This window comes from Stygiolobus sp. CP859M (assembly GCF_037389975.1).
Lineage (GTDB): Archaea > Thermoproteota > Thermoprotei_A > Sulfolobales > Sulfolobaceae > Stygiolobus.
Map to the genome: position 1 here is coordinate 99,930 of NZ_JBBHKS010000005.1, position 21,835 is coordinate 121,764.

A 21,835-nucleotide genomic window follows, 5' to 3' on the forward strand; every position below is an offset into this window, starting at 1 on the left:
TATTAACTTCCTCTTCTATATAAGCTTTCATAATGTTGGAGTTTGATTCGATATAAATGAGAAGTGTAGCAGTAGGGTCATTAAGAGTAGCAACATTGTTATTGTCATGAGAATGATAGAGTGTTTGTAACCGTTGGCTATTCTACCTCTAGCCAATTTTCCAACTAATAGGCCCGCTAGCATAGAGTTAAACACAGAGGATAAAGCAGTCATGTATATTGCTCTCGGAACTAAAGTAGTGGCTACTGCTAGAGGTCCGTATGTGAAAGCATAACCACCAGTACTTATCAGGGATAATATGGCACTTGACAATATTACTGAGGTAATTAAGGCTAGAATCGAACCTATGTAGGGCATGTATAATAATACCTTTATCTTAGAGTAATATTCATTTCTAATTCTTATTTGTGAATCAAGCTGATCGGCTAATATCTCTACCGATTCTGGCGTTAAACTTCCTATTTCCACCATGTCGGCTAAGGAGTTAAACGCTACTTGTGTGGGGAAGTCTACTATTGTCTGAGATGCCTTCCTAAATGCGTCCTTCACGGGCATACCTAACTTTATATAAGCATAAAGTCTCTTCAAAATGCCCTGTAATTTACCCATCTCTTTATTGTCCTTCAAGTTCTTAATAATAGTCTCTGGGGATAAACCGGCTCTGACTCCTTCACCAATGGCCCTGAGAAGTCTCACTACGTAGATATCATAGCCTGTGCCTTCGTTCAGTTCCCTCTGTGCCATTATAGTAGGCGGTATCATTGCTATTATGAATCCAAGTGTTAATCCTATCACAGTTGCAGGAACGTAATAAGTCGTCCCACTCAGTGTGAACATTCCAATTATCAAATATTGGGGAGCCACGGATGGATAGTGGAAAATTCTTGACATTAATGGCTCTAGAATTATCATTAAAACAATACCTAAGATAAATCCAACAGGAAATAGCTCTAAGAATAATTTATCTGCTTTCAAAGGTTTCTCTGGGAATTTAAATTGAATTGAATCAACTGCAAATATGAAAAGTACGTTAACCATTGGGACAAATATTACTACTAAAATACCGATGATAGGTAGTGGTAGTAACTGGAGTAACGTAAATACTGACTCTAGAATTAGAATAAGATATATGGTTATGAAACCTGAAGCTAACCACGTTACATATCCTTCCCCCACACCTGATAATCTGTCAGCAGCTACAGCAGCGAGTAACTCAATTTTCTTTATAATATCCTTAACCTTAGTAGTCATAGTCTCGTAAACGGGCGCCCCACTAACTACAGCTGTTATGTATGTAGTCATTAGCTCCTCGTAGAGCTTTGAGGGTACAATTCTAATTGAGCTGTCAACAGCTCTTTCCACACTCTCTCCTAGATAGTTCATCCTTTTTACGATGTATTTGGAAACTCCATTAATGTAAGTAAAAGCTCTGGTCTTGCTAAGGTTTTCAAACAATATCTTTGGTGATAAGCCAGATCTAAGGAATACCAAGAACAATGCTGCAAATGCAGGTGTTTCAGCTTCTATACCTATTCTTCTACTATCGATCTTCTGCGAAATATTAAGGTTAAACAAAAGGTAGGTTACTGGCGGAATTATAACGCCGAATATGAAGCTCATTATTCCGAGTACTGCGAACTTACGATCACCAGTTAGCACAAAGTCTCTGATAGAAATTACGCCTGCAACTAAAAGAACTATCATAAATATTATAGAAATTGTTAGAAAGAATATTAATCTCGAAGCTAAGATCTGAGGGTCATCGGGTAGCCCAGCTTTTTCAAGCTTCTTTCCTAATGATTTGGCAAAGAATTTGGCAAAGGATGATTTATAAAACATTAAGTCGATAGCACTATAATTAGGTTTAGAAGGTGAGTTCGAGTTATTTTTATTAGTTTTTTTTCTTCCGATTGAAATTGCCATTAAGATAATTTAGACTATGTGTGAAATATAAACCTTTATAGATGGTTTACAACATAGTAGGGGTCGGACTTTCATCGATGTTTCATGAATTTGTATTCAACCTCTCGTCCTCATTCCCCTTGTCCGGCTCCCCATGCCGTCTACGGGAGCGGTAGTTGAACCACTCCCTTCAAGGACATAGGGAGCCTCATCGAACCCATCCTCCCCCTCACATTGCTCATCGAGTTCACTGTAGGGCTCTCTTCTACATTTTGGTATGTAACTACAAAATTTATAAACTTCACGAGAAGAGTTAGGAATGTTAAATAATATCATAAGACATAAAATTCACGGTTTATCTAGAACTTTTGTCGACGGCAAAGTGATAAGTGACGTTATAGAAGTTTATCCATTATATTTCACGAGATATATCTAAGTTATACTTCCTTGGGCTTCAGTGTCTCTCTGTCAAGTATGTATCTCCACTATATCTCCGTCATCCAATATGTGATCCGCACCTACTTTTTGTCCAGGGAATTTTGCAGATTTCCCCCAAATCTTCGCATATTTGAACTGTTCAGCAAATTCATTATGGAGCTTTCTTGCAACATCGATAACAGTAGACCCTCTCTTTACTACTAGGGGTTCACCGGATGGCTTAGATCCAGGCTCTTTGGTGTAAACTCTTATAACGTCTAAGGCTCTAAATATGCTTTCTTTTAACTTCTCTAAGTCTTTCCATTTCACCACTATTGTATCTGGGTCTGAAAATTCCTCTAAAGTCACTGTCACTGACGGTTTATAGATAGTAGTCTGAAATACTTCTCTTTCTACATCATCAAGTGTTACTTCACCGAAGATTTTTACTAGAGCATTCTTTATGCCGAAACTCTCTAAGTACCTTCTAATTTCATCCTCTGTGGTATTAACAAGTTTGCCCATTAGGACAATCCTTATTCCAGTATTACCTTGCCTCGCCCTATCTATTACTATCTTGCCTTTAGGTTTACGTAATGTCACACCGTTAGAATCGAGATACGCTTTTATGTTATCGAACATTGTCTTATCTCTGACAACTATCAGTAATTCATCGGCGTTCTTAGCTAAACCGAGTATTCGTCCTATCAAGCTTCTTGCCTCGAATATTAATGGAGGCGTGTTAACCAACTGGATCTGAACATCTAAATACTTCATCATACCCGGAACGGGTAATTCTTCTGGATCGTTCTTCACATTAGTCAGTTTTCTCATTAGTTCGTTCTTTAATTGGTTATCGCCTATCATTACAACTTGTCCGGCTCCCTCTTTCTCGATAAAAAATTGTAGGCCTCTCCCGACAGAGGAGGACTTCCTCCTTTCTAGCTGGGCTTCCTCCTTAAGCTCGGCGAGTCGTCTTTTAGCCCAATAAACTAGGTTTTCAGTACCTTTGTGTTTTGGGACTGCACTTAGGAAATCTTGTAAAGCTTTAATTTTCTCTTCTGTAGTCTTAGCATCCATGTATTTAATCCACTTAGCTTTAGCCTCAGCCGGTAAGTTAGTAACCATATTTACTAATATAATAATTAGGTGCTATCTCTTGTAAAATTTTCCACGACCTTCTTATGATCGGAGGTGGAGTTGAGGAAACAGAGTAAACTTGTTTAATCCAATCTACCGTTTTATCATCTCCCGGGTAACCGCTGCCAAAATCACCGTATTTTTGTTTGAGGATATCAACGTATTTATCCCGTATCACTTTGGCTACAATACTTGCTGCGCTACATTCCGGGTATAATACGTCAGCATTATGTATAACATTAGGCTCAGCTCCTATCTCTTTAATGAACCTAATAACTCTTTCCTCTTTTCCTACTTTATCAACTGTAACTCTGCCAGGCTTGAAAGGGAGGGCGGATTGAATTATTTTTATGACGCTGTCATATGTTAATTCGTTTAGGTTCTTCGCATCTATATCCTCGGGAAAGACCTTGACTATTGTTACGCTTAAACTATAATATAGAATTAACTTAAATAGTTCTTCTCTCTTCTCCCTCTTCAGCTTTTTACTATCTTTAACTCCTAATTTTGCTAAGAGCTCTGCCTTATCTTCTTCTATCACAACACCGGCTACTATCATCGGTCCTATTAGTGAGCCCCTACCAGCCTCGTCTACTCCTAGAAGGATCATATTCTTACTGAAATCACAAGCTTAGCAAACTTTTTACCGTTTTTTATTGTCTCGTCCTGATAAGTCTCGATCACTTTTACGTCTTTAACACTTGAAGTAAAAGCTGAGACGACTCTCCTCGCTACGCTTTTCTTAATAAAATAATAGTCTATGCCTTCTTTACCTTCAGCTATGTCCGATAGGTTTTCAATTGCCTCACGATCAAAGAATGACTCAAAAACGTTCTTCTTCTCAGGTGATAAACTTCCCTCAGTTTTACTTCTCAATTGAATAATTGCTTCATAATATTTTGACTTCTTCTTTATACAATCAGGGCAAACTACCTTATCTACTTTAAGGCTTACAGTCTTTATGGCTCTGAATTCTTTTCCCTTTATTCTTCCCTTGAATTCTACATCTACAAAGGAGTGACCGTTAGGGTCTGAATACTGATTAGCAATACTGTAGTTAAACTCCTCGATGTTGGGATCGAGCTTTGTTCTTTTGCTCATCTCTCTGTATATCACTGACTCCACTGGTGAAACTGTTAAGTCTCGGTGCTTAATCCACCTACCCTCAGCCCATTCCGAACCGCAGATCTTGCAGATTTTTCCCTTAATCTCTCTCGGCGTATCTACGAGTTCTTTGGTTTCTAGATAACAGTCAATGCAGAGGGGACCGATCAGTTCAACGTTTTCCCTACCGCATTTAACGCAGAACCTTGTCATCTTACATGTTATAAACTTGAGCGAATTTAACTCCTTCTATTTCCAATACTCCTTCCTTGGCAACATACCCTCTCTTTATAGCTTCATCTACGATCTCTTTACCTACCAAACTTACTACGTTAGCTTCATCGAACAATGTAAAAACGTAGTCTAAGCTGACTTCTTCCCCCGCATAAAACTCCTTATTTATCTCTAGCGATATATCTCCTTTCTTGAATATTTTTCCCAATAGTTCGGGTTCACATACGTTAACAAAAACATAACCTTGTTCCCTTATCACGTTTAAAAGAACTTTTCTCATATGGGTTTCACCGGTGTTTGAGCTCCACATGCGAGACAAGAGATATACCATATTTTTTTATCCGTCTTCAACACGGTGTCTAAGCTCTTACAAGTGCTACATTGCACATAACTCCTCAAAAACCTGTCCATCAATGCGTTTATCACCGATGAAGTGAACTTACCCTGAATTACAAGTTGTCCGTTTTCATTGACTGAACCTGGAGCACCTAACTCCTTGAGTAAGTACCTCATACATATCTTATTATCCCTCCTGATCCTATCGCAGTACTCCGCAAAGTTTTTAATAATAGTAGTAGCTCCGATGTGAAGGATCACTAAGCTAGGTAGAGTCTGTCCTCCCACTTTCATATCTTTTTCGGGTAGCTTCTTATACAATCTGTCTAGTAAAGCCTCATATTGTTTATCCGTTTGTTGTGAGTCCACAAGTAATCTTAAGAATTCGAAGGTTTATATTACTTGTGATTTACAGTGAAGGTTTATATTGAAACCTACGGGTGTGCATTGAATAAAGGAGATAGTTACATAATGATGACTTTACTAAGAGAGAACGGACACGAGATAGTGAAAGAACTTGATGAGGCAGACACAATTATCCTAAACACTTGTGCTGTTAGGCTTGAGACTGAGGAGAGAATGAAGCAGAGGATTAAGGAACTTAAAAAGCTGAACAAGAAGCTTATAGTAGCCGGGTGTTTTGCGGGAGCAGAACCAGCAGCGGTGATTTCATTAGCTCCAGAGGCGTCATTAATAGGTCCTCAATCAGTCGAGAAGGTAGTAGAGGTAGTAGAGTCCGACGAGAAGAAGATAATTTTGGAGGGAGAAAAACCATTATTTACACCCAAGGTTTTCGAGGGTAAGATCGCTATAATTCCTATAGCTGACGGATGTGCTGGAGACTGTAACTTCTGTATAACTAAGTTGGCTAGAAGAAAATTGAGGAGTTACCCTCCACATCTCGTAGTTGGTGCAGTAGAAGAAGCTGTAAGGAAAGGAGCAGTAGAGATAGAACTGACAGCCCAAGATTCCGCTGCTTACGGTTTAGATTTAGGAGGAATTAAGCTCTCGGATTTGGTGAACAAAGTAGTAGACGTAGAAGGTGACTTTATGATAAGGATAGGTATGATGACTCCAGAGCTAGCAATGAGGGACTTAGACGGTTTAATAGAGGTCTTGAAGAACAAGAAGGTCTTTAAGTTCGTTCACTTACCAGTGCAAAGCGGTGACAATAACGTATTGAAGTTAATGAATAGGAAGTACACAGTAGAAGAATACAAAGAGATGGTGAATGAGATTAGGAAGAAAATACCTATAGTTAATATAACTACAGACATTATAATTGGTCACCCTGGGGAAGACGAAGAGGCATTTAAGAACACGTTAGAACTCATGAAAGAGTTAAAGTTTGAGAGAATTCATTTAGCAATGTACTCAATAAGACCTAATACCAGAAGTGCTTCAATGAAACAAGTTCCGGATCCAATTAAGAAGATCAGAATGCAAATTGCAAATAAACTTTATGAAGAATTAGCTCGCGAGGTACACAGTGAGTATGTGGGTTCAGTATCTAAAGTTATCACTACGGAACTAGGCAGGAAAGGGTCTGTTATAGGTAGGACTTTAAACTATATTCCCGTGGTGATAAGTGATAAAGTTGAATTGGGTAAATGGGTAGACGTAGAAATTACGGAAGCGTCCTTCTTTGACTTACGAGGAAGGCTAGTGGGTCTCCCTATTCAGGCAACTCATTAAACGATGTTGGCTAATTATTCTAAACTTCACAATAAGTTAAGTTTTAAAAAATTTAAACTACTTTAAACATAATGTTTGTATATGCCAGACGTTTACATTGTCTCGGCTGTAAGGACTCCTATAGGTAAGTTCGGAGGAGCTTATAAGGACGTTCCTCCGGTTGACTTAGGAGCCGTAGTAATAAAAGAAGCGTTAAAAAGAGCTGGAGTAGAACCAAATAAAGTAGACATAACAATAATGGGCAATATACTGAGAGCAGGTCATGGTCAAGACCTAGCAAGACAGGCTGCGGTAAAGGCTGGTGTTCCTATGGAAATAGAAGGGTATTGTGTAGATATGGTATGCTCTTCGGGAATGATAAGCACTATTAACGCTTCACAGATGATCAAGAGCGGAGATGCTGATATTGTTGTGGCAGGAGGAATGGAGAGCATGAGTCAAGCAATGCTAGCAGTTAAGAGTGATGCGAGGTGGGGCGTAAAAATGCTTCTGGGCAAGCAGTTGTCATTCATCGACACTATGTTAATGGACGGGTTAACAGACCCCTTTAACATGAAATTGATGGGTCAAGAAGCGGATATGGTAGCTAAGTCTCATAATTTCACAAGGAGGGAATTAGACGAAATAGCTTACGAGAGTCACAAAAGGGCTGCAATGGCTACAGACAAAGGTTATTTCAAGGACGAGATAGTAAAGGTGACAATTGACGGTAAGGAAATTACCCAAGATGAAGGTATAAGGAGAGATACGTCTATAGAAAAGTTATCCCAATTGAAACCAGCATTTACTCCTGACGGTGTTCACACAGCAGGAAATTCCTCTCAAATAAGCGATGGTGCAGCTGCACTCGTTCTTATGAGTGAGAAAGCAGTAAAGGAATATAAGGTAGAGCCGTTAGCTAAGATTATAGGATACAGTTGGGTAGGTATAGAGAGCTGGAGGTTTACTGAGGCACCAGTGTTTGCCGTGAAGAAGCTTTTACAGAAACTTAATATGGATATTTCTCAATTCGATTATTTCGAGAATAACGAGGCTTTTGCCGTAAATAATGCTTTATACAATAGATACCTAGGCGTTCCTTATGATAGGTTGAACGTATTCGGTGGGGCTATAGCGTTAGGTCATCCTATAGGGGCCAGCGGTGCAAGGATTATTACTACGCTAATTAACGTGTTATCCAAGATGGGTGGTAAAAGAGGTATAGCGAGTATATGCCACGGGACTGGTGGTTCCACAGCAATTGCAATCGAGCTTTTAAGACCTCTATAACTTTAAAGCTTATGCCGTAAATGATATGGTGGTGATTAACTGATTGACTAAAAAGAAGTCAGCATCGCCACAGCCTACAAGAGAAGTTCCGAAGCCTGAAGAAGGAGAGGTCTTATGTGTAGTTAAGAAAATGTTAGGAGCGGAACACATTCAAGTTGTATGCTTGGACGGGAAGGAGAGGTTAGCAAGGATTCCTGGCAAGATGAAGAAAAAAATGTGGATAAGAGAAGGTGATGTAGTTTTAGCAGCTCCTTGGGACTTCCAACCTAGTAAGTGCGATATAGTTTACCGCTATGAGGAGAGCGAAGTGAGGAAGTTGATTGAGGAAAAAGTAGTCAGTGCTGAGATAATCGAGCAATTGAGAGGATAACAGTTTGATTGATGGAAAGAAGAGGAAGGAAGAAAAGAGGATAAAGGATGAGGATCTTTTTAAAGTCGTAGATTCAACGATTGATTCTCGTACTTATCTCTCCCTTATTCAGATCGCAAGGAGATTAAACATAAAGGAGTATTACGGGGCTATATCATCAGGAAAAGAGGCAAAGGTTTACCCAGCTTTAACAAGAGACGGTAAGTGGTATGCAGTAAAGATATATTACGTTAGCACCGCTGCAAGTAAGAGGGCTTTGGAGAAGTACACCTTAGGAGACCCCCGCTTTAAGGACGTTAAGATAAAGACCACGTTTCAGCTTATTGAAATCTGGGCTAGGAAGGAATACAAGAACTTAGCAAGGCTAAGCGATGCTGGAGTGTCAGCTCCTAAGCCAATCTTTGTTTTCCGAAATATCTTGGTTATGGAATTCATAGGTGAGGAAGGAGTAAGGGCCCCCCTCCTAAAAGAGATTCCCGAGGAAGGCATAACTGAAGAATTATATTATGCGATTATTGCAGAGGTAGAGAAAATGGTGAATCTTGCTCACCTAGTTCACGGAGACCTCAGTGAGTATAATATTATGGTATGGGATAACAGACCTTATATAATAGATGTTAGCCAATCCGTTGACATTGAGCATCCGAATGCTCTTGAATTATTACAAAGGGATCTAGAAAATATAAACAGATTTTTTGAAGACCACGCTGTTAACGTGGAGTCAGTGGAGGATATATTAGGTAGACTAGAGATAAGTAATGTGAAAGGCAATGATGTATACGACAGTTCCGGATGATAAGTTACCTTTGATCAAACAGTTAATACCAAAGTTGGAGGAAATAAGTAACTCGACCATAGAACTTGACGAAAAGACTAAATCGATAAAAGTCACGCCCAAGCAGGGAAATGCATATGACGCTATGAAGGTTAGGTCAGTGATAAACGCGATAGGTTTAGGGTTTTCTGTTGACGATTCTATGAAACTTATGTCAGATGATTACACGTTAGAAATTATAGAACTTAAAGACTTCTCTAACGGTCCGGACTCCCTAAGAAGGATTAAAGGGAGGATTATAGGAGAAAAGGGAAAGGCTAAAAAAATAATTCAGGAGTACACAGGTGTTCAAATCCTAGTTGGAGATCATATAGTGGCCCTTTTGGGGAATGTGGAACATATGTCTGTTGCTAAGAGGGCTATTGAAATGTTACTTGAAGGTAAGGAGCATAGTACAGTTTATAAATTTCTAGATGAAGCCGAAAGGGCTCTGTCCTTCTTGTCATCGAAAGGATTAAAAGAAAGACTTGATAAATTCTAAACTATCTATGCTGTATTTACTGGAGTAACTTTTTATTACTTTATTATAGTTTGAGAGAATAAGTTTCGTCTTCTCACTACTCATTAAGTTCTTCAGCCCTTCCACATCCCCTCTGTATGCGTACTGAAAGAAGTGTAAAAGTATTTTTTTTGGTTCACTGAGTATCTCCTCCGTGTTAAACAATTGGGGAGTAGGTTTCATTACTAAAGTGAGGTGAGTTCCCTCGAGCATTGCTATCATAGCCAACTTATAAGCAGAATACTCTCTAGTGGGAGACTTCTTTGATGCCTTCACCTCGATATAGTATTTGTTACCTGATCTCTCAGCCTCAATATCATGAGTAGGCAAATCCACGTATCTGATGTTGGTGAAGCTCATATCTTCTAGGACTTTTATCGCCCTTAACTCCATAGCGAAACCTAGAATTATACCCTTCGCCTTATCCAAAGCGTAGTCTATTTCTTCATCAGTTAAGCCGTATTTTTCCTTTAACTCTTCAATGGTCTTCACAGTATATATAGTGAATTTCATTAAATAAAAGACTTCAAAGAACGTTTTTAGATTTTTTCTATGATTAACACTTTAATTTTATCCCACCCAACCTCTTTTTACCGTCAGTCCTAATTTTAATAACATCCTCTCCGTTGACCTCACTACTCCTAGTCCCGTAAGTTGAAAATAGGTCTTTTTCTAGATCGTATTCAGTAAAGATTCCAACTTCGTTCAACCTTCTGTCAGCATCTTCAAGTGAGGTGAATTCGCTCAAGACCTTAGCAATAGGTGAAGTTTCTATCACGACTTTAGGGTCTAAGAAGAACATAATCGAGGAAACGGGAGTTACATATACTCTTCGAGCCCCGTCTCTGATCTTAACTTCACCAAAGAGTCCCTTAAACGCCTGATAAGGAATTCTAGACGCCTCTGTTCGAACCTCCTTAAGCACTTTTTCAAGTTCTTTCGCCGTCTCCTCGTCAATACCTTTACTATCCTTTAATCCACCTAGAGACGCTATTTCAGCGATCCTCTTGAGAATATAGTCATGCTCTAGCTCACCGTCACTACCTGCACCGATTGTTGCTAACAGAGACCTTGTTCTCAATTTCCCTAACACGTTTAACATCATGAAGTCTATTAACGGACTACCTAATGTCTCTTCACACCCCTTAGCTAAGACATCTCCCCCAGCGTCAACTCCTAAAACAAAGTCGATTTTCATAGATTGAAGGAAATCGTTAATACCTGATACTATTTCCCTCAGCCCTTCCTTAATACATATCGCATAGCCTTTCTGCATATTAACAGCTCTCATTAGCCTGACGATTTGTGGTGTTACTAATTTACCCAACCTGATTGCATAAGAGTTTTGGTTTAGTTCCCTTATTATATCATTTATCTTTACAGTGTTTTCGAAGTCACATATAGGCCCCGGTACGGGGTCTTCCACATATCTTTCCCAAGTCACTGCTCCTATAATAGTGTCATATCCTTTTGATCTCAAGTAAAGAGCAGCAACATATGCTGATACTACGTCCCCTCCTCCGCCCAGTCCAAAAACGAATGCTCTCATCGAATCATATTTAACCATTATGTCATTTTATACTTGAGGTTAAGTAATAAGAAGTACTCAAAGTAATAGGTTAGGTTAACGCGTATTATCTGATCTGATACTTTAAACAATATCACGGGTAAGAATGTCATTAGTGTTCGTAAATGAGCGATGTAATTGATAACTTAAGCTCGTATATAACTAATAATGAATATTCACAAACAGTCGACGTGAACTTAAGAATAGGAGAAGCATTATCTCATATACTTGCAGCTGCATCTATTGTAGAAGAACTAGAAGGTGAAAGTGAAGAAGTAAAAGAGACTGTAAGAAGGTATGTAGACGCTTGGGTGTCCTTTTTAGTCCCAATAGACTATTCCCCTGGAATGGCGGAAATAGTTGGGAGTAAAATAAATAAGAAACTAACTAAAATCTTCCCTGAAATAACGGAGGATGAGTTAGGAGAGACCTTGGACATAGTGATCGAAGCTAAGAGGGAGTTGAGTAACGGAAACCTCCCAGTATTTTACAAGGAAGTAGAAGTAAGGATTGAAAGGGTATTAAGGGTCTTGGGTATTGACCTCAGTGAAATTAAAAAATTCTTGGAAGGAGATATAATTAAGCAGCAGCTCAGGTTGATATCAATATTCGCAATAGCTATCGCAATAGCTAGTGTGTGGGATTCTAAATGGATAGCGGGCTATCAATAACGGCTGAAAAACTAGTTGAGGTTACGGCAAGATATGCTAGTAAAATAAACGTTAAAGATGAGGAGATAGAAAAGCTTGTAGGTCTTTCTTCAAAAGTCATAGCAAAGAGAGTATCACAGAAAGTGGCCTTTTGGCTTGTAGACCATAAAGAGACTTTGTTATACTGTAAACTGTGCGGTAAAGGTCCCTTTACTAAGAAGGGGTTATACTTGCACCTCACCAGGCTTCACAAAGAAGAGATAAAAGGAATGCTAATGGAAGAACTAAAAAATGAAATTAGAACTCTTATATAGAAGACAAAGCTTTGTCAAGGTCTTCTATTAAGTCATCTACGTCTTCTATTCCTACCGAAAGTCTTAACATTGTGTCAGTTATGCCTACTAGTTTTCTCTCTTCTGGTGACAACGTACGATGTGACATCGTAGCTGGGTGGGAAATAGTAGAATTTACTCCACCTAGTGTCTGGGCAGCTAAAATCACGTTAAACTTATTCATTAACCTGATAGAGTCTTCCATAGTACCCTTAACGTCAAAGCTTACAACTCCACCGAATCCCTTTAATACCTTTCTTGCTATCTCATAATCTGGATGTGTTTTTAAACCCGGATAATATACCGTCCTCACCTTAGGATGCTCCATCAGGAACTCCGCTATCTTAAGTGAGTTTGAGTTAATTACGTCCATTCTTATCTTCAAAGTCTTCATCCCTCTTATTACTAGGTATGCTGCATGTGGGTCTAAAGACGTGCCTAATGTCCTCCTTATTAAGTCTATTTTAGTCATATAATCTTTCTTACCAGCAGCTAAGCCTGCTATCACATCATTATGACCGGCGATAAACTTAGAGGCACTGTGAAGGACTATATCAGCTCCCTGAACAATAGGTTTTTGGTTTATCGGAGTGGCAAATGTGGAGTCGACTATTAATAAACTATTGTTTTCTCTACAAACCTTAGACAACGTTACTACGTCTACTACACGCAAAATTGGGTTGGATATGTTTTCTACGAAAACAATATCGTACTTATCGCTAGCTGCGGCTTCAATGATTTTCCCTGGGTTTGCTGCATCTACTTTGACTCCCCAGCTCTTAAGGAAATCATTGAAAAATCTGTAAGTCCTACCGAACATATCTCTATGAATCAGGACTTTGCTACCCGGTTTAACGAGGGTTAGTAAAGTCGAGGAAATAGCTCCCATGCCTGAAGAAAAAGCTACCCCCATTTCCGCCTCTTCTAAATCCGCGATCATCTCGGCTAACTTAAGGACGGTCGGGTTTACTTCCCTACTGTATCTATACTTTTCACCGATTGGATAGGCGTAAGACGAAGTCTGATAGATGGGCGTAGTTATAGCTCCGGTCTCTTGATCTATTCCCTCTTTAGTGACCTTAGTTCCGTCTCTCAACCCAAGCACCTCTTGCTATTTTTGCATCTTTAAAGTTACATTCATAACCATACGACTCACAAATTTTAAGTCCTCTCTTTATGATTTCATCCCTTTCAGATTTTTCATCAACGAATACAGCTATAGTCGGTCCAGCTCCGCTAACACATGCACCTATTGCATTATACTTTACCACTTCTTCTTTTAACTTCCAGTAATACGGGAAGAGGGATCCCCTAGACCTTTCTACAATATCGTCGTTAAGACCTAATCTAACTAAATCCCTATCCCCTTTTATGAGTCCCAAGATTAAAGAAGAGAGATACCTAGAGTTCTTAACAAGTTTTTGGAGTTCGATCTGTTTAGGTACCATTTCCCTTGCTCTCTTAGTCTTTGCCTCTATCGTCACCTTAGGGATGAAAAGTATTAGACTGAAGTCCAGATTTATGGGTATTTCAGACACTCTCACGGGCTCGCCAGATATAACGGCTACTACTCCGCCTACCACGCTAGCAGCTACGTTATCTGGGTGAGGTGAGCCCGAAGAGGCGATCTCACCTAGCATCGAGAACCTTACTAGATCGTCTTTGCTTAAGCCTAGGTTAAAAAGTTCGTTTCCGCCAATCACAGCTGCTGCAGCGGAAGCCCCGCTACTTCCCATCCCCAACCCTGGCGGTACACCCTTGTTTACCTTTACCTTCACTTTAGCCTTAATGCCGAACTCTTCCAGCATCTTCATGAGAGCAAAACTCGCGGAGTTACGTTCCGGTTCTTTAGGTACCCCGTTGGCTTCTACTTGAACTTGAAGGGAGGACGAGGGTTGTGAGCTTATCTCAACTATATCGTGAAAAGCGTCATGGGCCATAGCCAAAATGTCAAAACCAGCACCCAAATTTGCTGAGGAAGAATAGGCTTTAGCAATTACAATTTTTTCTTGCATAGGCGTAATGCTGACACATTACTAATAAAGAATTATGTTATTAAGTACTTTCTAACTTCAGTATTTCTTAAGAAAATTTTCAGTTTCTCTTTAGCAACGACTTTCCCTTGATTTAATATCGTGTGGGGTACGAATATTTTAGCCTTCCCTAAGAAGTTGAGGGCTGAAGAGGGATACCTTAGTTTTACAGCAGGATTCTCTACCAGCTTAGACATCCCGACCCAATCCCAATATCCTATCACATCTCCCTCACCGATCTCCATAATATTCCTCTCTAATGTCCTATCACCCTCATTATTATTGTTGTCTAGAAGGTCGCTTACCACAATTATATCTCCAACACCGTACTTCAATGCCTTAAGTGCAGCGAATGTGCCCAAAGGCAAACGTCTAAAAGTGGAAGGTAATTTAGCCATCAATGTAGGTTCTTCTTCGCCTATATAAATGGGGCCGGGATCAATCCTTCTCACGTAAACTTTAACCTTCCCACCTTCTTCTACCTCCTCACCGGGGTTTAACCCAACGTAACCGTCCGCAAGGGCAAACGTGCCGATCATGTAGCTGTCGAAAGGAACTGAGAGAGCATAGAAATCATTGCCTTTTTTAAATAGAAAAACCGGGACATAGGTGAACCTTTTCTTATCGGCGGTTATTCTACTCATGGCTACTGCTTCAATGGTAATCTGTACTTCCGCCTCGCTTCCGCTCATAAGTGCTAAGTATTTCTCGACTATTTGTTCGCTGATCATAATAGTTGATACTATGTTCCCCGGTAGACCGAATACAGGTTTTTCTTTTACCTTAGCTAGGATTGTAGGTTTTCCGGGTTTGAACTTTATCCCGTGAACAATTATCGTACCTTGCTCCTTAATTACCTCGTGAACGTAGTCCTTCTCTCCAGCACTAGTTCCCCCAGTCAGGATCACAGCGTCAGCTTTTTCCAACCCGCGTGAGAGTTCTTCACTTATTTTCTCCTTGTTATCAGGGACTAACACGTTTCCTATCACCTCGTATCCAAGCATTGTCAGCCTAGAGGCTAAATAATATGTATTGGACTCGTAGATCTTTCCAGTGGTCAGCTTCTCCCCAGGTTTTACCAACTCGTCACCGGTTGCAATTATGTATATCTTTAGTTTACGGTAAACCCTCACTTTGTTTATGCCTACTGAAGAAAGTAACGCGATTTTCTCTGGGGTAATTCTTTCACCTTTTCTGAGAATTAACATGCCCTTAGGTATGTCACTACCTACCCAGCCTATGTTCTCACCGAACCTCAGTCTCTTAGCAACTTTCACCTTGTTACCATCCCTAATAGTTTCCTCTACTTTGACTACAGCAGTGGCCCCGCTGGGAATAATTGCTCCCGTGTCGATTTCAATAGCCTCCCCGCGATTTAACTTGACTTGCTTGCCTTCACCTATACTGACTTTATCTATGACTCTGAATTCCCCTGGAGTTTCATCGGATATTATAGCATAGCCGTCTACAGTGGAACGTGAGAAAGGAGGTATGTCGAGAGGTGAGAAAACGTCCTCAGCAGATATTCTCCCTAAAGAGGACAATAAGTCTACTTCTTCAGTATCGGGAAGAGAAGGAGGTAAGGACGAAATAAACTTCTTTAACGCTTCATCTACTGTTAAAAGATTTTCTTCCTTTAAGATCGCACGCATGTAAAAAGAAATATGAAAAACCATTTATATCTTTACATGCTTATGAGGGAGGCTTTTTTCAGTTCGTTCAGAACCACTACGATAGGTTCCCTTACTTGTTCAGGAGATAAGTTTGCCTCTTGACTTATCTGATTTACGATTTGAGTTACGGTTCTGTTACCATCACACATTTCCCATACGTAATAAGCTATGGGAGCTAGCTCGTAAACTTTATCCTCAGAGACTTTGATTATATAGCCTTCTTCGTCTTCACTCTTATCTATAAACTCGCCAATCTTTTGGGGTTTTAAGTCCTTTACTTGGTCGAAGCTAATTCCTTCTTTTTCAGGACCTAAATCACTACTCACTCTTCTTCCTCCCCTTCGTCTTCTCTCCTAGGTCTCGGTCTCCTTCCTCCAAACCTTCTTCCTCCCCTCTGAGGAGGTCTTCTGTAGTCTCCAGCTGATGGTACGTTTTCTGGTATTTGGTCTGCCTCTGGAACTCCGTCTTCTTGTGTTTCTGTTATCTGAGATTTACTTCCAGCGTTTAACTGAACTTGTCCTTTAAAAGCGGTGGTCCATGCATTATCTATCTTTACTACCGAGCCAGCCTTAACAGAACCAGCTAAGTTTCCCCATAACGTTAACTTTATCCTACCTGTTTCGTCTCCGACTATCGCTTCGCTTATAGTTCTTGTTCCGTTCTTTGTTTGTATTTGTCTTGGTTCTCCTGCTTCTATTACTCTTACGGTTAGGTTTACGTTTTCCATTCCGGGTTTTAAGTTACCTACTTTTTCTTCTCCCATACGATTCGACTCTCGAAATTTGTTAATAGTGATTTTCTCGTCGTAGTATAAAAATTTATGTGAATCGTTAATTAAGAGGAAAAACACGGATACTTGTGTTAATAACCAAGAGCAATTAAATCATATATTTAAAACAAGAAATGTAATTCATACTAATGTCAACTTTTAAGCTGAGTATCTATAATATACATGGGATACTATTGTGAGTAATAATAACGTCAATCAGCTATTAGAATATCCTAAAAAATTCATAGAAGCACTATCTGCTCCTTTCGTAGGTAGAGAAGAGGAGGCAAAAGTAATAACTTTGGCTTTGCTCTCAAAAGAGCACGTAATACTCATAGGTGAGCCCGGAACCGCTAAATCCGCATTAGCTAGAAGAGCTGCTGATCTGCTTAATGCTAAGTTCTTCATGTATCTCCTAACTAAGTATACTGAACCTGCAGAGTTATTCGGTGCACTTGATATAAACGCATTAAAGCAGGGGATTTATAAAAGAATAACAAAAGATAGACTTCCAGAGAGCGAAATCGCGTTCTTAGATGAAATATTCAACGCGAATTCCGCAATCCTGAACGCCTTACTCTCATTGCTAAACGAGAGGGTAATATATGACGGTTACAATGTCATTAAAGTTCCCTTGAGAACTCTAATATCTGCCAGCAACAGAGTGCCTGACGAACCAGAGTTAGACGCTCTATATGACAGACTCTTGTTGAGACACTACGCAAGACCCGTAAGCGAGGACCTATGGAAAGATTTGATAAACTCCGCTTGGGACTACGAGTTTTCGGGGAAGTGGAATGTTTCCGAACCACTGATGAGTATTCAACAGTTGGACGAACTTTATACTCTGATCCCTCAAGTCGACTTGTCAGCGGTAAAAGGTAAGCTGCTGAAACTTTATGCAATCCTTGAGGAGAAAGGTATACACTTAAGCGACAGAAGAAAGGGTAAGGTATTGAAAATTGTATCGGCTCACTCAATATTGAATGGTAGAATGAAAGCACTGGAAGAAGACCTAATAGTGTTAAAGTATATAGCACCGAAGGAGTTAGACGATTTCGAGAAGGTATCAGCCCTTCTCTCTGAAGAGCTAAAGACTCCTATTAAGTATATGAAGGAATTGAACGAGATATATTCTAACGTCAAAGAGGCAAGTAAATATGTGGAAGCTGCTAACGAGTCAGACCCTAGGTTGGTTGAGTTAATAAGGAGCTTAAGGGCTACCAGAGATAGAGTATTAGCTCTAGGTAAGGAAAGCGGAGATGACAAAGTAGAGGAGTTTTCAAAAGAGGTTATAAATGAGATTGACAAATTATTGGAGAAAGTAGCTAGAAAGTTGGGGATATATCCTTGAGCGATGGGTTTTTAAGAGGAGTAGATTATGATGACCCTCTAGTTAGATATAGGGGGGAGAGGATTAGTTATACTCTGAAAAAACTTTTAGGTAGAGAAATTCAATTAGATGAAAACTTCCTAATAGATACGTTTTATCTCCACTATTTACCGATGCCGATCCCTAAGACCAAGGGTGAAGTATCAAAGGAAAAGGAGATTATGTTCAATTTTATAGATATGATGCTTAACTCAGACCTTGTCTTAAGAAACAGAGAGTATTCGATAGCTAATTCCGCAGTAAGCATGGCACTATCTGTGAGTTACGTTCAGAATTTGATCGAGGAGCTGGAGAGGATTAAGAGAACTTCCCAGTCCCAGGAAGAGAGGCAAATGGCGGAGCAAATACTGAACGGTCTTATGAAAGGTAGCGGAATGAGAGAAGGTAAAAAGAACAGTGAGACACAGCAGAATCAACAGATGGAGAAGCTGATGAAGCAAGTTCATGAGAAAGCGCTAAATAAGGCTATGGAAGACGCTGAATCTGTAAGGAGTATGCAGAGAATCGTAGGAGGAAATGGAGCTGGTACTGGTTCAATTCTTAACTTTGAAGGGGAAATACATGAAGTTCTCAGGCTTGCTAGGAATACTGAGATTAAGAAGATTCTAGAATTCTTAAGTGGTATGCCGAGGCTCGGCAGTTACACTAAGAAAAAGACTACTAGATTTTCAAGAGGTGAGCTTTATGGTTACGAGGAGGGTTCAGATCTAGAGAGGCTCGTTCCATCCGAGCTAGCTTACCCTGAAGAGCTATTTTACATAAAGTTGGCAGAATCCCAGTTACTACTATATCAGAAGAGGATAAAGGAAGTTTTAGGACCAATTTACTTGTTGCTTGACAAATCAGGCAGTATGGATGGGGAAAAGATAATTTGGGCTAAAGCAGTAGCACTAGCACTATACAGCAGGGCAAGGAGAGAGAACAGAGACTTTTACATAAGGTTCTTCGACAATATACCTTATCCCTTAATAAAGGTCATAAGGAACGCTAAAAGTAAGGACATAATAAAGATGATAGAGTATATAGGTAAAATAAGAGGAGGCGGAGGGACTGACATAAGCCGTTCTATAATTTCCGCGTGTGAGGACATTAAAGAAGGCCATGTTAAGGGTGTTAGTGAGATAATATTGTTAACTGACGGAGAGGATAAGATAGCGGAGACGACGGTTAGGAGGTCATTAAAAGAGGCTAATTCCACGCTGATAAGCGTAATGATCAGAGGAGACAACGCGGATTTGAGAAGGGTAGCAGATCAGTATTTGGTCGTGTATAAGTTAGATCATGATGACTTACTTAGAGTTGTAGAAGCATGAAGACGGAGGTCTCAGTATCATTCACCGCTAATGCGGCGTCAACTGAGCATGGCGTCGCCTATATTACAATCTAAGAAAAAGTATAAAAATGTTGAGAGACCCGAACTCTGACTAATGTGATGAGGAAGTTTTTACTGAAGAAAGGTATGACTGTAAATATTTCAAGTCTTCTTCTAAGTTTTTCTCATTTTCTTCTTTTATCCACATCAGACCGCCTGCAGCGTCTACGATTTCTCCTCTTAACTTTAGATCTTTAACTCTGTCCTTCCAATTAAATACATCCTTAGTAATAATATAAACGTATAAGTCTCCTTCATTTCTTAAGTGAACTTTCCCCCAGAAATTACCGAAAGAGTACTCAAATTCCTTAGCAAACGGTGGTTTATCAGGCCTCTCACTTACTGTATACCAGCCTTTCGTAATCTTTCCTCCTAGTTTAGTGAAAACGTTAATAATAGCTTCCTCATCCATTAAATAACACCCTTACTCTTTAATATTTCGGTAGCGTATTTACCTATCCCTAACTCTTCGGGTGAAAATCCGAAAGCTAGTCCCAGCAATTGCGTGATATAAATCGCAGGCATTGTCCAATTCACGTTAAATTCACTCATTATTCTAGTTTGTAGCGAGTCTAATTGTAAGTGGCAGAGGCTACAAGGATGAACCAATATGTCCGCTTGTTGATCCTTGGCACTTTTGAGTACATTAAAAGCGAGCTTAATCCCAACTTTAGGATTGCTACCCATTAGAGGAAATCCACAACAAGCCTTGTTCATAGGGAATGGAACTGGGGTAGCACCAGTAGCAGCTATCAGGTCTTCCATACTATGAGGTTTAAATGCGGGTTCAAAACCCATGATTTCCTCTGGTCTTAGCATTTGGCAACCATAGTAAGATGCTACCTTCAATCCAGTTAAAGGTCTCTTTACCCTTTCCTTGATTTTCTCAATTCCTACGTCTCTTACTAATACCCACACTATGTGTTCTGCAGTTGCTTTACCCTGATAACTTATCGAGGTTCCCTTCATTCTCTTTTCTGCTTCTTTTCTCAATTCCTTATTCTCTTTATACTTGAACGTAGCTAATCTGTGACTGTGTAAGCACACGCTACACGGTGTGACCATTTTAGTATGGCCCATCTTCTCGACTGTGGATAAGTTCCTGAGATTTAAGGCAATGTGACCTATTTCGTCATATTCGTCTAAGAAGCCTCCCCCGCAGCAATTCCAGTCTTTGACTTCCTCTAACTTGAGACCAAGAGTCTCAAAGACCTTCCTAGTAGCTATATCTACATCTTTCGAAAGTCCGTGAGATGCACAGCCAGGATAGTAAGCGTAGGACATTTTACTCACCTCTTAATATCTTTCTCACTTCAGTTATATTCTCTACGGGTTTCTCTTTAATAAGAGCATACTTTAATTTACCGCTCTGTAGTAAGAATATCATATCCCTTAAGGATCCGATGAGGCCGTAGGTACTTAGGTAAACTTTTGCTTCCTCAATTTTTCCACTTTCGAAAATTGAATTGAACACGGCTTCTGTGTGTTTTTCTCCGGTCTCTATAACCGGTGTTTTCACCTTAGCTATCTTCGTATAAGCCCTAGTCTTCTTTATCGCAGTAACAGGCTCAACATCTCTCGGACACACGTTATAACACATGTAACAATAAGTGCATCTCCATGCACTATCTAGTAATATTTTCTCTCTTTCTTCAGTAATTGTATCCCTCGGATCTGCCAAAAATCTGAATCCCTTTGCGTGAGCTGCAGGGCCCAAGAATTCTGGGTCGTTTCTAACACTCGGGCAAGAAGATACGCATAGCCCACACCATATGCACTGTGCAAACTTCCACAACATCCTCTGGTCTTCGGGCTTCAACCTGTGCTCAGCTTCTCCTTTTAAAACTTGCTCGTTTGGATAAAGTCTCGGCTTTACTTTATACATTCTCTGATAAAAGTCATCTAAATCTACTATCAGATCCTTGATCGGTCTGAAGTAGTCCATTGGCTCTATAGTGATTACGTTACTTTCATACTTCTTTACCATATCTAAGACTAGGGTCTTACACGCTAGCCTCGGCTCCCCGTTTATTTTCATCCCGCAGCTACCGCATACAGCCATGTGGCATGCCGCTCTGTAAGCTAGGGTCGGGTCTTGTTCAGTTTTTATCCTTCTCAAGGCTTCAGTAAACTGTGTAAACCTATCTACTTTCAACTTATACTCCTGCCACCAGTTACCTTTTTCTGGGGAAAACCTCTTTACTTTTATTATTACTTCCGCTTCTTCGTTCTGTAAGGACATGAC

The 21,835-nt window shown here is 39.9% G+C and carries 25 protein-coding genes; 9 read left to right on the plus strand and 16 right to left on the minus strand.

Annotated elements, in window-relative coordinates; translation table 11 throughout:
• Positions 1 to 27 precede the first annotated feature (27 nt).
• The 6 genes from WIW72_RS01170 to WIW72_RS01195 all read right to left on the minus strand — a co-directional run bounded on the left by WIW72_RS01170 (position 28) and on the right by WIW72_RS01195 (position 5,427).
• Positions 28 to 1,923 carry a type II secretion system F family protein gene (locus WIW72_RS01170; RefSeq protein WP_337721214.1) on the minus strand — a complete coding sequence of 632 codons (1,896 nt, stop codon included), beginning with the start codon at positions 1,921 to 1,923 and terminating at the stop codon, positions 28 to 30.
• A 447-nt stretch (positions 1,924 to 2,370) separates the two neighbouring features.
• Positions 2,371 to 3,447 (minus strand): TGS domain-containing protein, encoded by a 1,077-nt coding sequence (locus WIW72_RS01175; RefSeq protein ID WP_337701886.1) that lies wholly within the window; start codon positions 3,445 to 3,447, stop codon positions 2,371 to 2,373.
• The gene (gene rnhB, locus WIW72_RS01180) at positions 3,437 to 4,069 is read right to left on the minus strand and encodes a ribonuclease HII (RefSeq protein ID WP_337721215.1); all 633 of its coding nucleotides are present in this window, start codon (positions 4,067 to 4,069) and stop codon (positions 3,437 to 3,439) included. The genes WIW72_RS01175 and rnhB overlap by 11 nt, the downstream gene beginning before the upstream one ends.
• Positions 4,066 to 4,776, minus strand: coding sequence for a 60S ribosomal export protein NMD3 (locus WIW72_RS01185; protein WP_337701889.1), 711 nt, complete (start codon positions 4,774 to 4,776; stop codon positions 4,066 to 4,068). The genes rnhB and WIW72_RS01185 overlap by 4 nt, the downstream gene beginning before the upstream one ends.
• A gap of 1 nt (position 4,777) precedes the next feature.
• Entirely contained in the window at positions 4,778 to 5,077 is a 300-nt protein-coding gene (locus WIW72_RS01190; RefSeq protein WP_337701891.1) for a DUF424 domain-containing protein, read from the minus strand.
• Positions 5,074 to 5,427 (minus strand): translation initiation factor IF-2 subunit beta, encoded by a 354-nt coding sequence (locus WIW72_RS01195; RefSeq protein ID WP_337701986.1) that lies wholly within the window; start codon positions 5,425 to 5,427, stop codon positions 5,074 to 5,076. Before WIW72_RS01195 ends, WIW72_RS01190 begins: the two co-directional genes overlap by 4 nt.
• 177 nt (positions 5,428 to 5,604) lie before the next feature.
• Between WIW72_RS01195 and WIW72_RS01200 the strand changes: the two genes are divergently transcribed.
• The 5 genes from WIW72_RS01200 to WIW72_RS01220 all read left to right on the plus strand — a co-directional run bounded on the left by WIW72_RS01200 (position 5,605) and on the right by WIW72_RS01220 (position 9,783).
• Positions 5,605 to 6,828 carry a tRNA (N(6)-L-threonylcarbamoyladenosine(37)-C(2))-methylthiotransferase gene (locus WIW72_RS01200; protein WP_337701893.1) on the plus strand — a complete coding sequence of 408 codons (1,224 nt, stop codon included), beginning with the start codon at positions 5,605 to 5,607 and terminating at the stop codon, positions 6,826 to 6,828.
• 81 nt (positions 6,829 to 6,909) lie between these two features.
• A complete protein-coding gene (locus WIW72_RS01205; protein ID WP_337701895.1) occupies positions 6,910 to 8,097 on the plus strand; it encodes a thiolase family protein in 1,188 nt (395 codons plus the stop codon).
• 43 nt (positions 8,098 to 8,140) lie between these two features.
• Positions 8,141 to 8,467, plus strand: a complete 327-nt coding sequence (locus tag WIW72_RS01210) for a translation initiation factor aIF-1A (RefSeq protein ID WP_337701897.1) — start codon at positions 8,141 to 8,143, stop codon at positions 8,465 to 8,467.
• A 4-nt stretch (positions 8,468 to 8,471) separates the two neighbouring features.
• Positions 8,472 to 9,263, plus strand: a complete 792-nt coding sequence (locus WIW72_RS01215) for a serine protein kinase RIO (RefSeq protein WP_337701899.1) — start codon at positions 8,472 to 8,474, stop codon at positions 9,261 to 9,263.
• A complete protein-coding gene (locus WIW72_RS01220; protein ID WP_443294740.1) occupies positions 9,241 to 9,783 on the plus strand; it encodes an RNA-processing protein in 543 nt (180 codons plus the stop codon). The genes WIW72_RS01215 and WIW72_RS01220 overlap by 23 nt, the downstream gene beginning before the upstream one ends.
• On the opposite strand, the gene WIW72_RS01225 is transcribed toward WIW72_RS01220, so the two are convergent.
• Positions 9,757 to 10,293, minus strand: coding sequence for a hypothetical protein (locus WIW72_RS01225; protein ID WP_337701988.1), 537 nt, complete (start codon positions 10,291 to 10,293; stop codon positions 9,757 to 9,759). The two genes, WIW72_RS01220 and WIW72_RS01225, sit on opposite strands and share 27 nt — an antisense overlap.
• Before the next feature lie 64 nt (positions 10,294 to 10,357).
• Positions 10,358 to 11,350 (minus strand): DUF1152 domain-containing protein, encoded by a 993-nt coding sequence (locus WIW72_RS01230; RefSeq protein ID WP_337701903.1) that lies wholly within the window; start codon positions 11,348 to 11,350, stop codon positions 10,358 to 10,360.
• 143 nt (positions 11,351 to 11,493) lie between these two features.
• Here WIW72_RS01230 and WIW72_RS01235 point away from each other — a divergent pair, with 143 nt between their 5' ends.
• Together WIW72_RS01235 and WIW72_RS01240 are read left to right on the plus strand one after the other, a co-directional pair.
• Positions 11,494 to 12,039, plus strand: a complete 546-nt coding sequence (locus WIW72_RS01235) for a hypothetical protein (protein WP_337701905.1) — start codon at positions 11,494 to 11,496, stop codon at positions 12,037 to 12,039.
• The gene (locus tag WIW72_RS01240; protein ID WP_337701907.1) at positions 12,018 to 12,332 is read left to right on the plus strand and encodes a hypothetical protein; all 315 of its coding nucleotides are present in this window, start codon (positions 12,018 to 12,020) and stop codon (positions 12,330 to 12,332) included. The genes WIW72_RS01235 and WIW72_RS01240 overlap by 22 nt, the downstream gene beginning before the upstream one ends.
• On the opposite strand, the gene WIW72_RS01245 is transcribed toward WIW72_RS01240, so the two are convergent.
• From WIW72_RS01245 to WIW72_RS01265, 5 genes are read right to left on the minus strand one after another with little or no spacing between them, the layout of a single operon-like run.
• Positions 12,325 to 13,446, minus strand: a complete 1,122-nt coding sequence (locus WIW72_RS01245) for an aminotransferase class I/II-fold pyridoxal phosphate-dependent enzyme (RefSeq protein ID WP_337701909.1) — start codon at positions 13,444 to 13,446, stop codon at positions 12,325 to 12,327. The genes WIW72_RS01240 and WIW72_RS01245 overlap by 8 nt on opposite strands.
• Complete coding sequence (locus tag WIW72_RS01250) at positions 13,430 to 14,365, minus strand: homoserine kinase (protein WP_337701912.1); 936 nt, start codon at positions 14,363 to 14,365, stop codon at positions 13,430 to 13,432. Before WIW72_RS01250 ends, WIW72_RS01245 begins: the two co-directional genes overlap by 17 nt.
• A gap of 32 nt (positions 14,366 to 14,397) precedes the next feature.
• Positions 14,398 to 16,035 carry a molybdopterin-binding protein gene (locus WIW72_RS01255; protein ID WP_337701913.1) on the minus strand — a complete coding sequence of 546 codons (1,638 nt, stop codon included), beginning with the start codon at positions 16,033 to 16,035 and terminating at the stop codon, positions 14,398 to 14,400.
• A 32-nt stretch (positions 16,036 to 16,067) separates the two neighbouring features.
• Positions 16,068 to 16,349, minus strand: a complete 282-nt coding sequence (locus tag WIW72_RS01260; RefSeq protein ID WP_337701990.1) for a PqqD family protein — start codon at positions 16,347 to 16,349, stop codon at positions 16,068 to 16,070.
• A 29-nt stretch (positions 16,350 to 16,378) separates the two neighbouring features.
• A complete protein-coding gene (locus WIW72_RS01265) occupies positions 16,379 to 16,819 on the minus strand; it encodes a single-stranded DNA-binding protein (RefSeq protein ID WP_337701914.1) in 441 nt (146 codons plus the stop codon).
• Between the two features lie 202 nt (positions 16,820 to 17,021).
• Between WIW72_RS01265 and WIW72_RS01270 the strand changes: the two genes are divergently transcribed.
• Both WIW72_RS01270 and WIW72_RS01275 read left to right on the plus strand, forming a co-directional pair.
• Positions 17,022 to 18,179 carry an AAA family ATPase gene (locus tag WIW72_RS01270; protein ID WP_337701916.1) on the plus strand — a complete coding sequence of 386 codons (1,158 nt, stop codon included), beginning with the start codon at positions 17,022 to 17,024 and terminating at the stop codon, positions 18,177 to 18,179.
• Complete coding sequence (locus tag WIW72_RS01275) at positions 18,170 to 19,531, plus strand: vWA domain-containing protein (protein WP_337701992.1); 1,362 nt, start codon at positions 18,170 to 18,172, stop codon at positions 19,529 to 19,531. The genes WIW72_RS01270 and WIW72_RS01275 overlap by 10 nt, the downstream gene beginning before the upstream one ends.
• Positions 19,532 to 19,642: 111 nt before the next feature.
• Here WIW72_RS01275 and WIW72_RS01280 read toward each other — a convergent pair whose 3' ends face one another.
• From WIW72_RS01280 to WIW72_RS01290, 3 genes are read right to left on the minus strand one after another with little or no spacing between them, the layout of a single operon-like run.
• Positions 19,643 to 20,002, minus strand: coding sequence for a succinate dehydrogenase (locus WIW72_RS01280; RefSeq protein ID WP_337701918.1), 360 nt, complete (start codon positions 20,000 to 20,002; stop codon positions 19,643 to 19,645).
• Entirely contained in the window at positions 20,002 to 20,874 is an 873-nt protein-coding gene (locus WIW72_RS01285; protein ID WP_337701920.1) for a CoB--CoM heterodisulfide reductase iron-sulfur subunit B family protein, read from the minus strand. Before WIW72_RS01285 ends, WIW72_RS01280 begins: the two co-directional genes overlap by 1 nt.
• 1 nt (position 20,875) lies before the next feature.
• Positions 20,876 to 21,832 carry a succinate dehydrogenase/fumarate reductase iron-sulfur subunit gene (locus WIW72_RS01290; protein WP_337701922.1) on the minus strand — a complete coding sequence of 319 codons (957 nt, stop codon included), beginning with the start codon at positions 21,830 to 21,832 and terminating at the stop codon, positions 20,876 to 20,878.
• Positions 21,833 to 21,835: the final 3 nt, after the last annotated feature.

Coding starts and splice junctions, on each gene's coding strand:
- WIW72_RS01170 (WP_337721214.1), bottom strand. CDS start 1,923: ATGGCAATTTCAATCGGAAGAAAAAAAACTAATAAAAATAACTCGAAC.
- WIW72_RS01175 (WP_337701886.1), bottom strand. CDS start 3,447: ATGGTTACTAACTTACCGGCTGAGGCTAAAGCTAAGTGGATTAAATAC.
- rnhB (WP_337721215.1), bottom strand. CDS start 4,069: ATGATCCTTCTAGGAGTAGACGAGGCTGGTAGGGGCTCACTAATAGGA.
- WIW72_RS01185 (WP_337701889.1), bottom strand. CDS start 4,776: ATGACAAGGTTCTGCGTTAAATGCGGTAGGGAAAACGTTGAACTGATC.
- WIW72_RS01190 (WP_337701891.1), bottom strand. CDS start 5,077: ATGAGAAAAGTTCTTTTAAACGTGATAAGGGAACAAGGTTATGTTTTT.
- WIW72_RS01195 (WP_337701986.1), bottom strand. CDS start 5,427: ATGAAAGTGGGAGGACAGACTCTACCTAGCTTAGTGATCCTTCACATC.
- WIW72_RS01200 (WP_337701893.1), top strand. CDS start 5,605: ATGATGACTTTACTAAGAGAGAACGGACACGAGATAGTGAAAGAACTT.
- WIW72_RS01205 (WP_337701895.1), top strand. CDS start 6,910: ATGCCAGACGTTTACATTGTCTCGGCTGTAAGGACTCCTATAGGTAAG.
- WIW72_RS01220 (WP_443294740.1), top strand. CDS start 9,241: ATGTATACGACAGTTCCGGATGATAAGTTACCTTTGATCAAACAGTTA.
- WIW72_RS01230 (WP_337701903.1), bottom strand. CDS start 11,350: ATGAGAGCATTCGTTTTTGGACTGGGCGGAGGAGGGGACGTAGTATCA.
- WIW72_RS01235 (WP_337701905.1), top strand. CDS start 11,494: ATGAGCGATGTAATTGATAACTTAAGCTCGTATATAACTAATAATGAA.
- WIW72_RS01240 (WP_337701907.1), top strand. CDS start 12,018: ATGGATAGCGGGCTATCAATAACGGCTGAAAAACTAGTTGAGGTTACG.
- WIW72_RS01250 (WP_337701912.1), bottom strand. CDS start 14,365: ATGCAAGAAAAAATTGTAATTGCTAAAGCCTATTCTTCCTCAGCAAAT.
- WIW72_RS01255 (WP_337701913.1), bottom strand. CDS start 16,035: ATGCGTGCGATCTTAAAGGAAGAAAATCTTTTAACAGTAGATGAAGCG.
- WIW72_RS01265 (WP_337701914.1), bottom strand. CDS start 16,819: ATGGGAGAAGAAAAAGTAGGTAACTTAAAACCCGGAATGGAAAACGTA.
- WIW72_RS01280 (WP_337701918.1), bottom strand. CDS start 20,002: ATGGATGAGGAAGCTATTATTAACGTTTTCACTAAACTAGGAGGAAAG.
- WIW72_RS01285 (WP_337701920.1), bottom strand. CDS start 20,874: ATGTCCTACGCTTACTATCCTGGCTGTGCATCTCACGGACTTTCGAAA.
- WIW72_RS01290 (WP_337701922.1), bottom strand. CDS start 21,832: ATGTCCTTACAGAACGAAGAAGCGGAAGTAATAATAAAAGTAAAGAGG.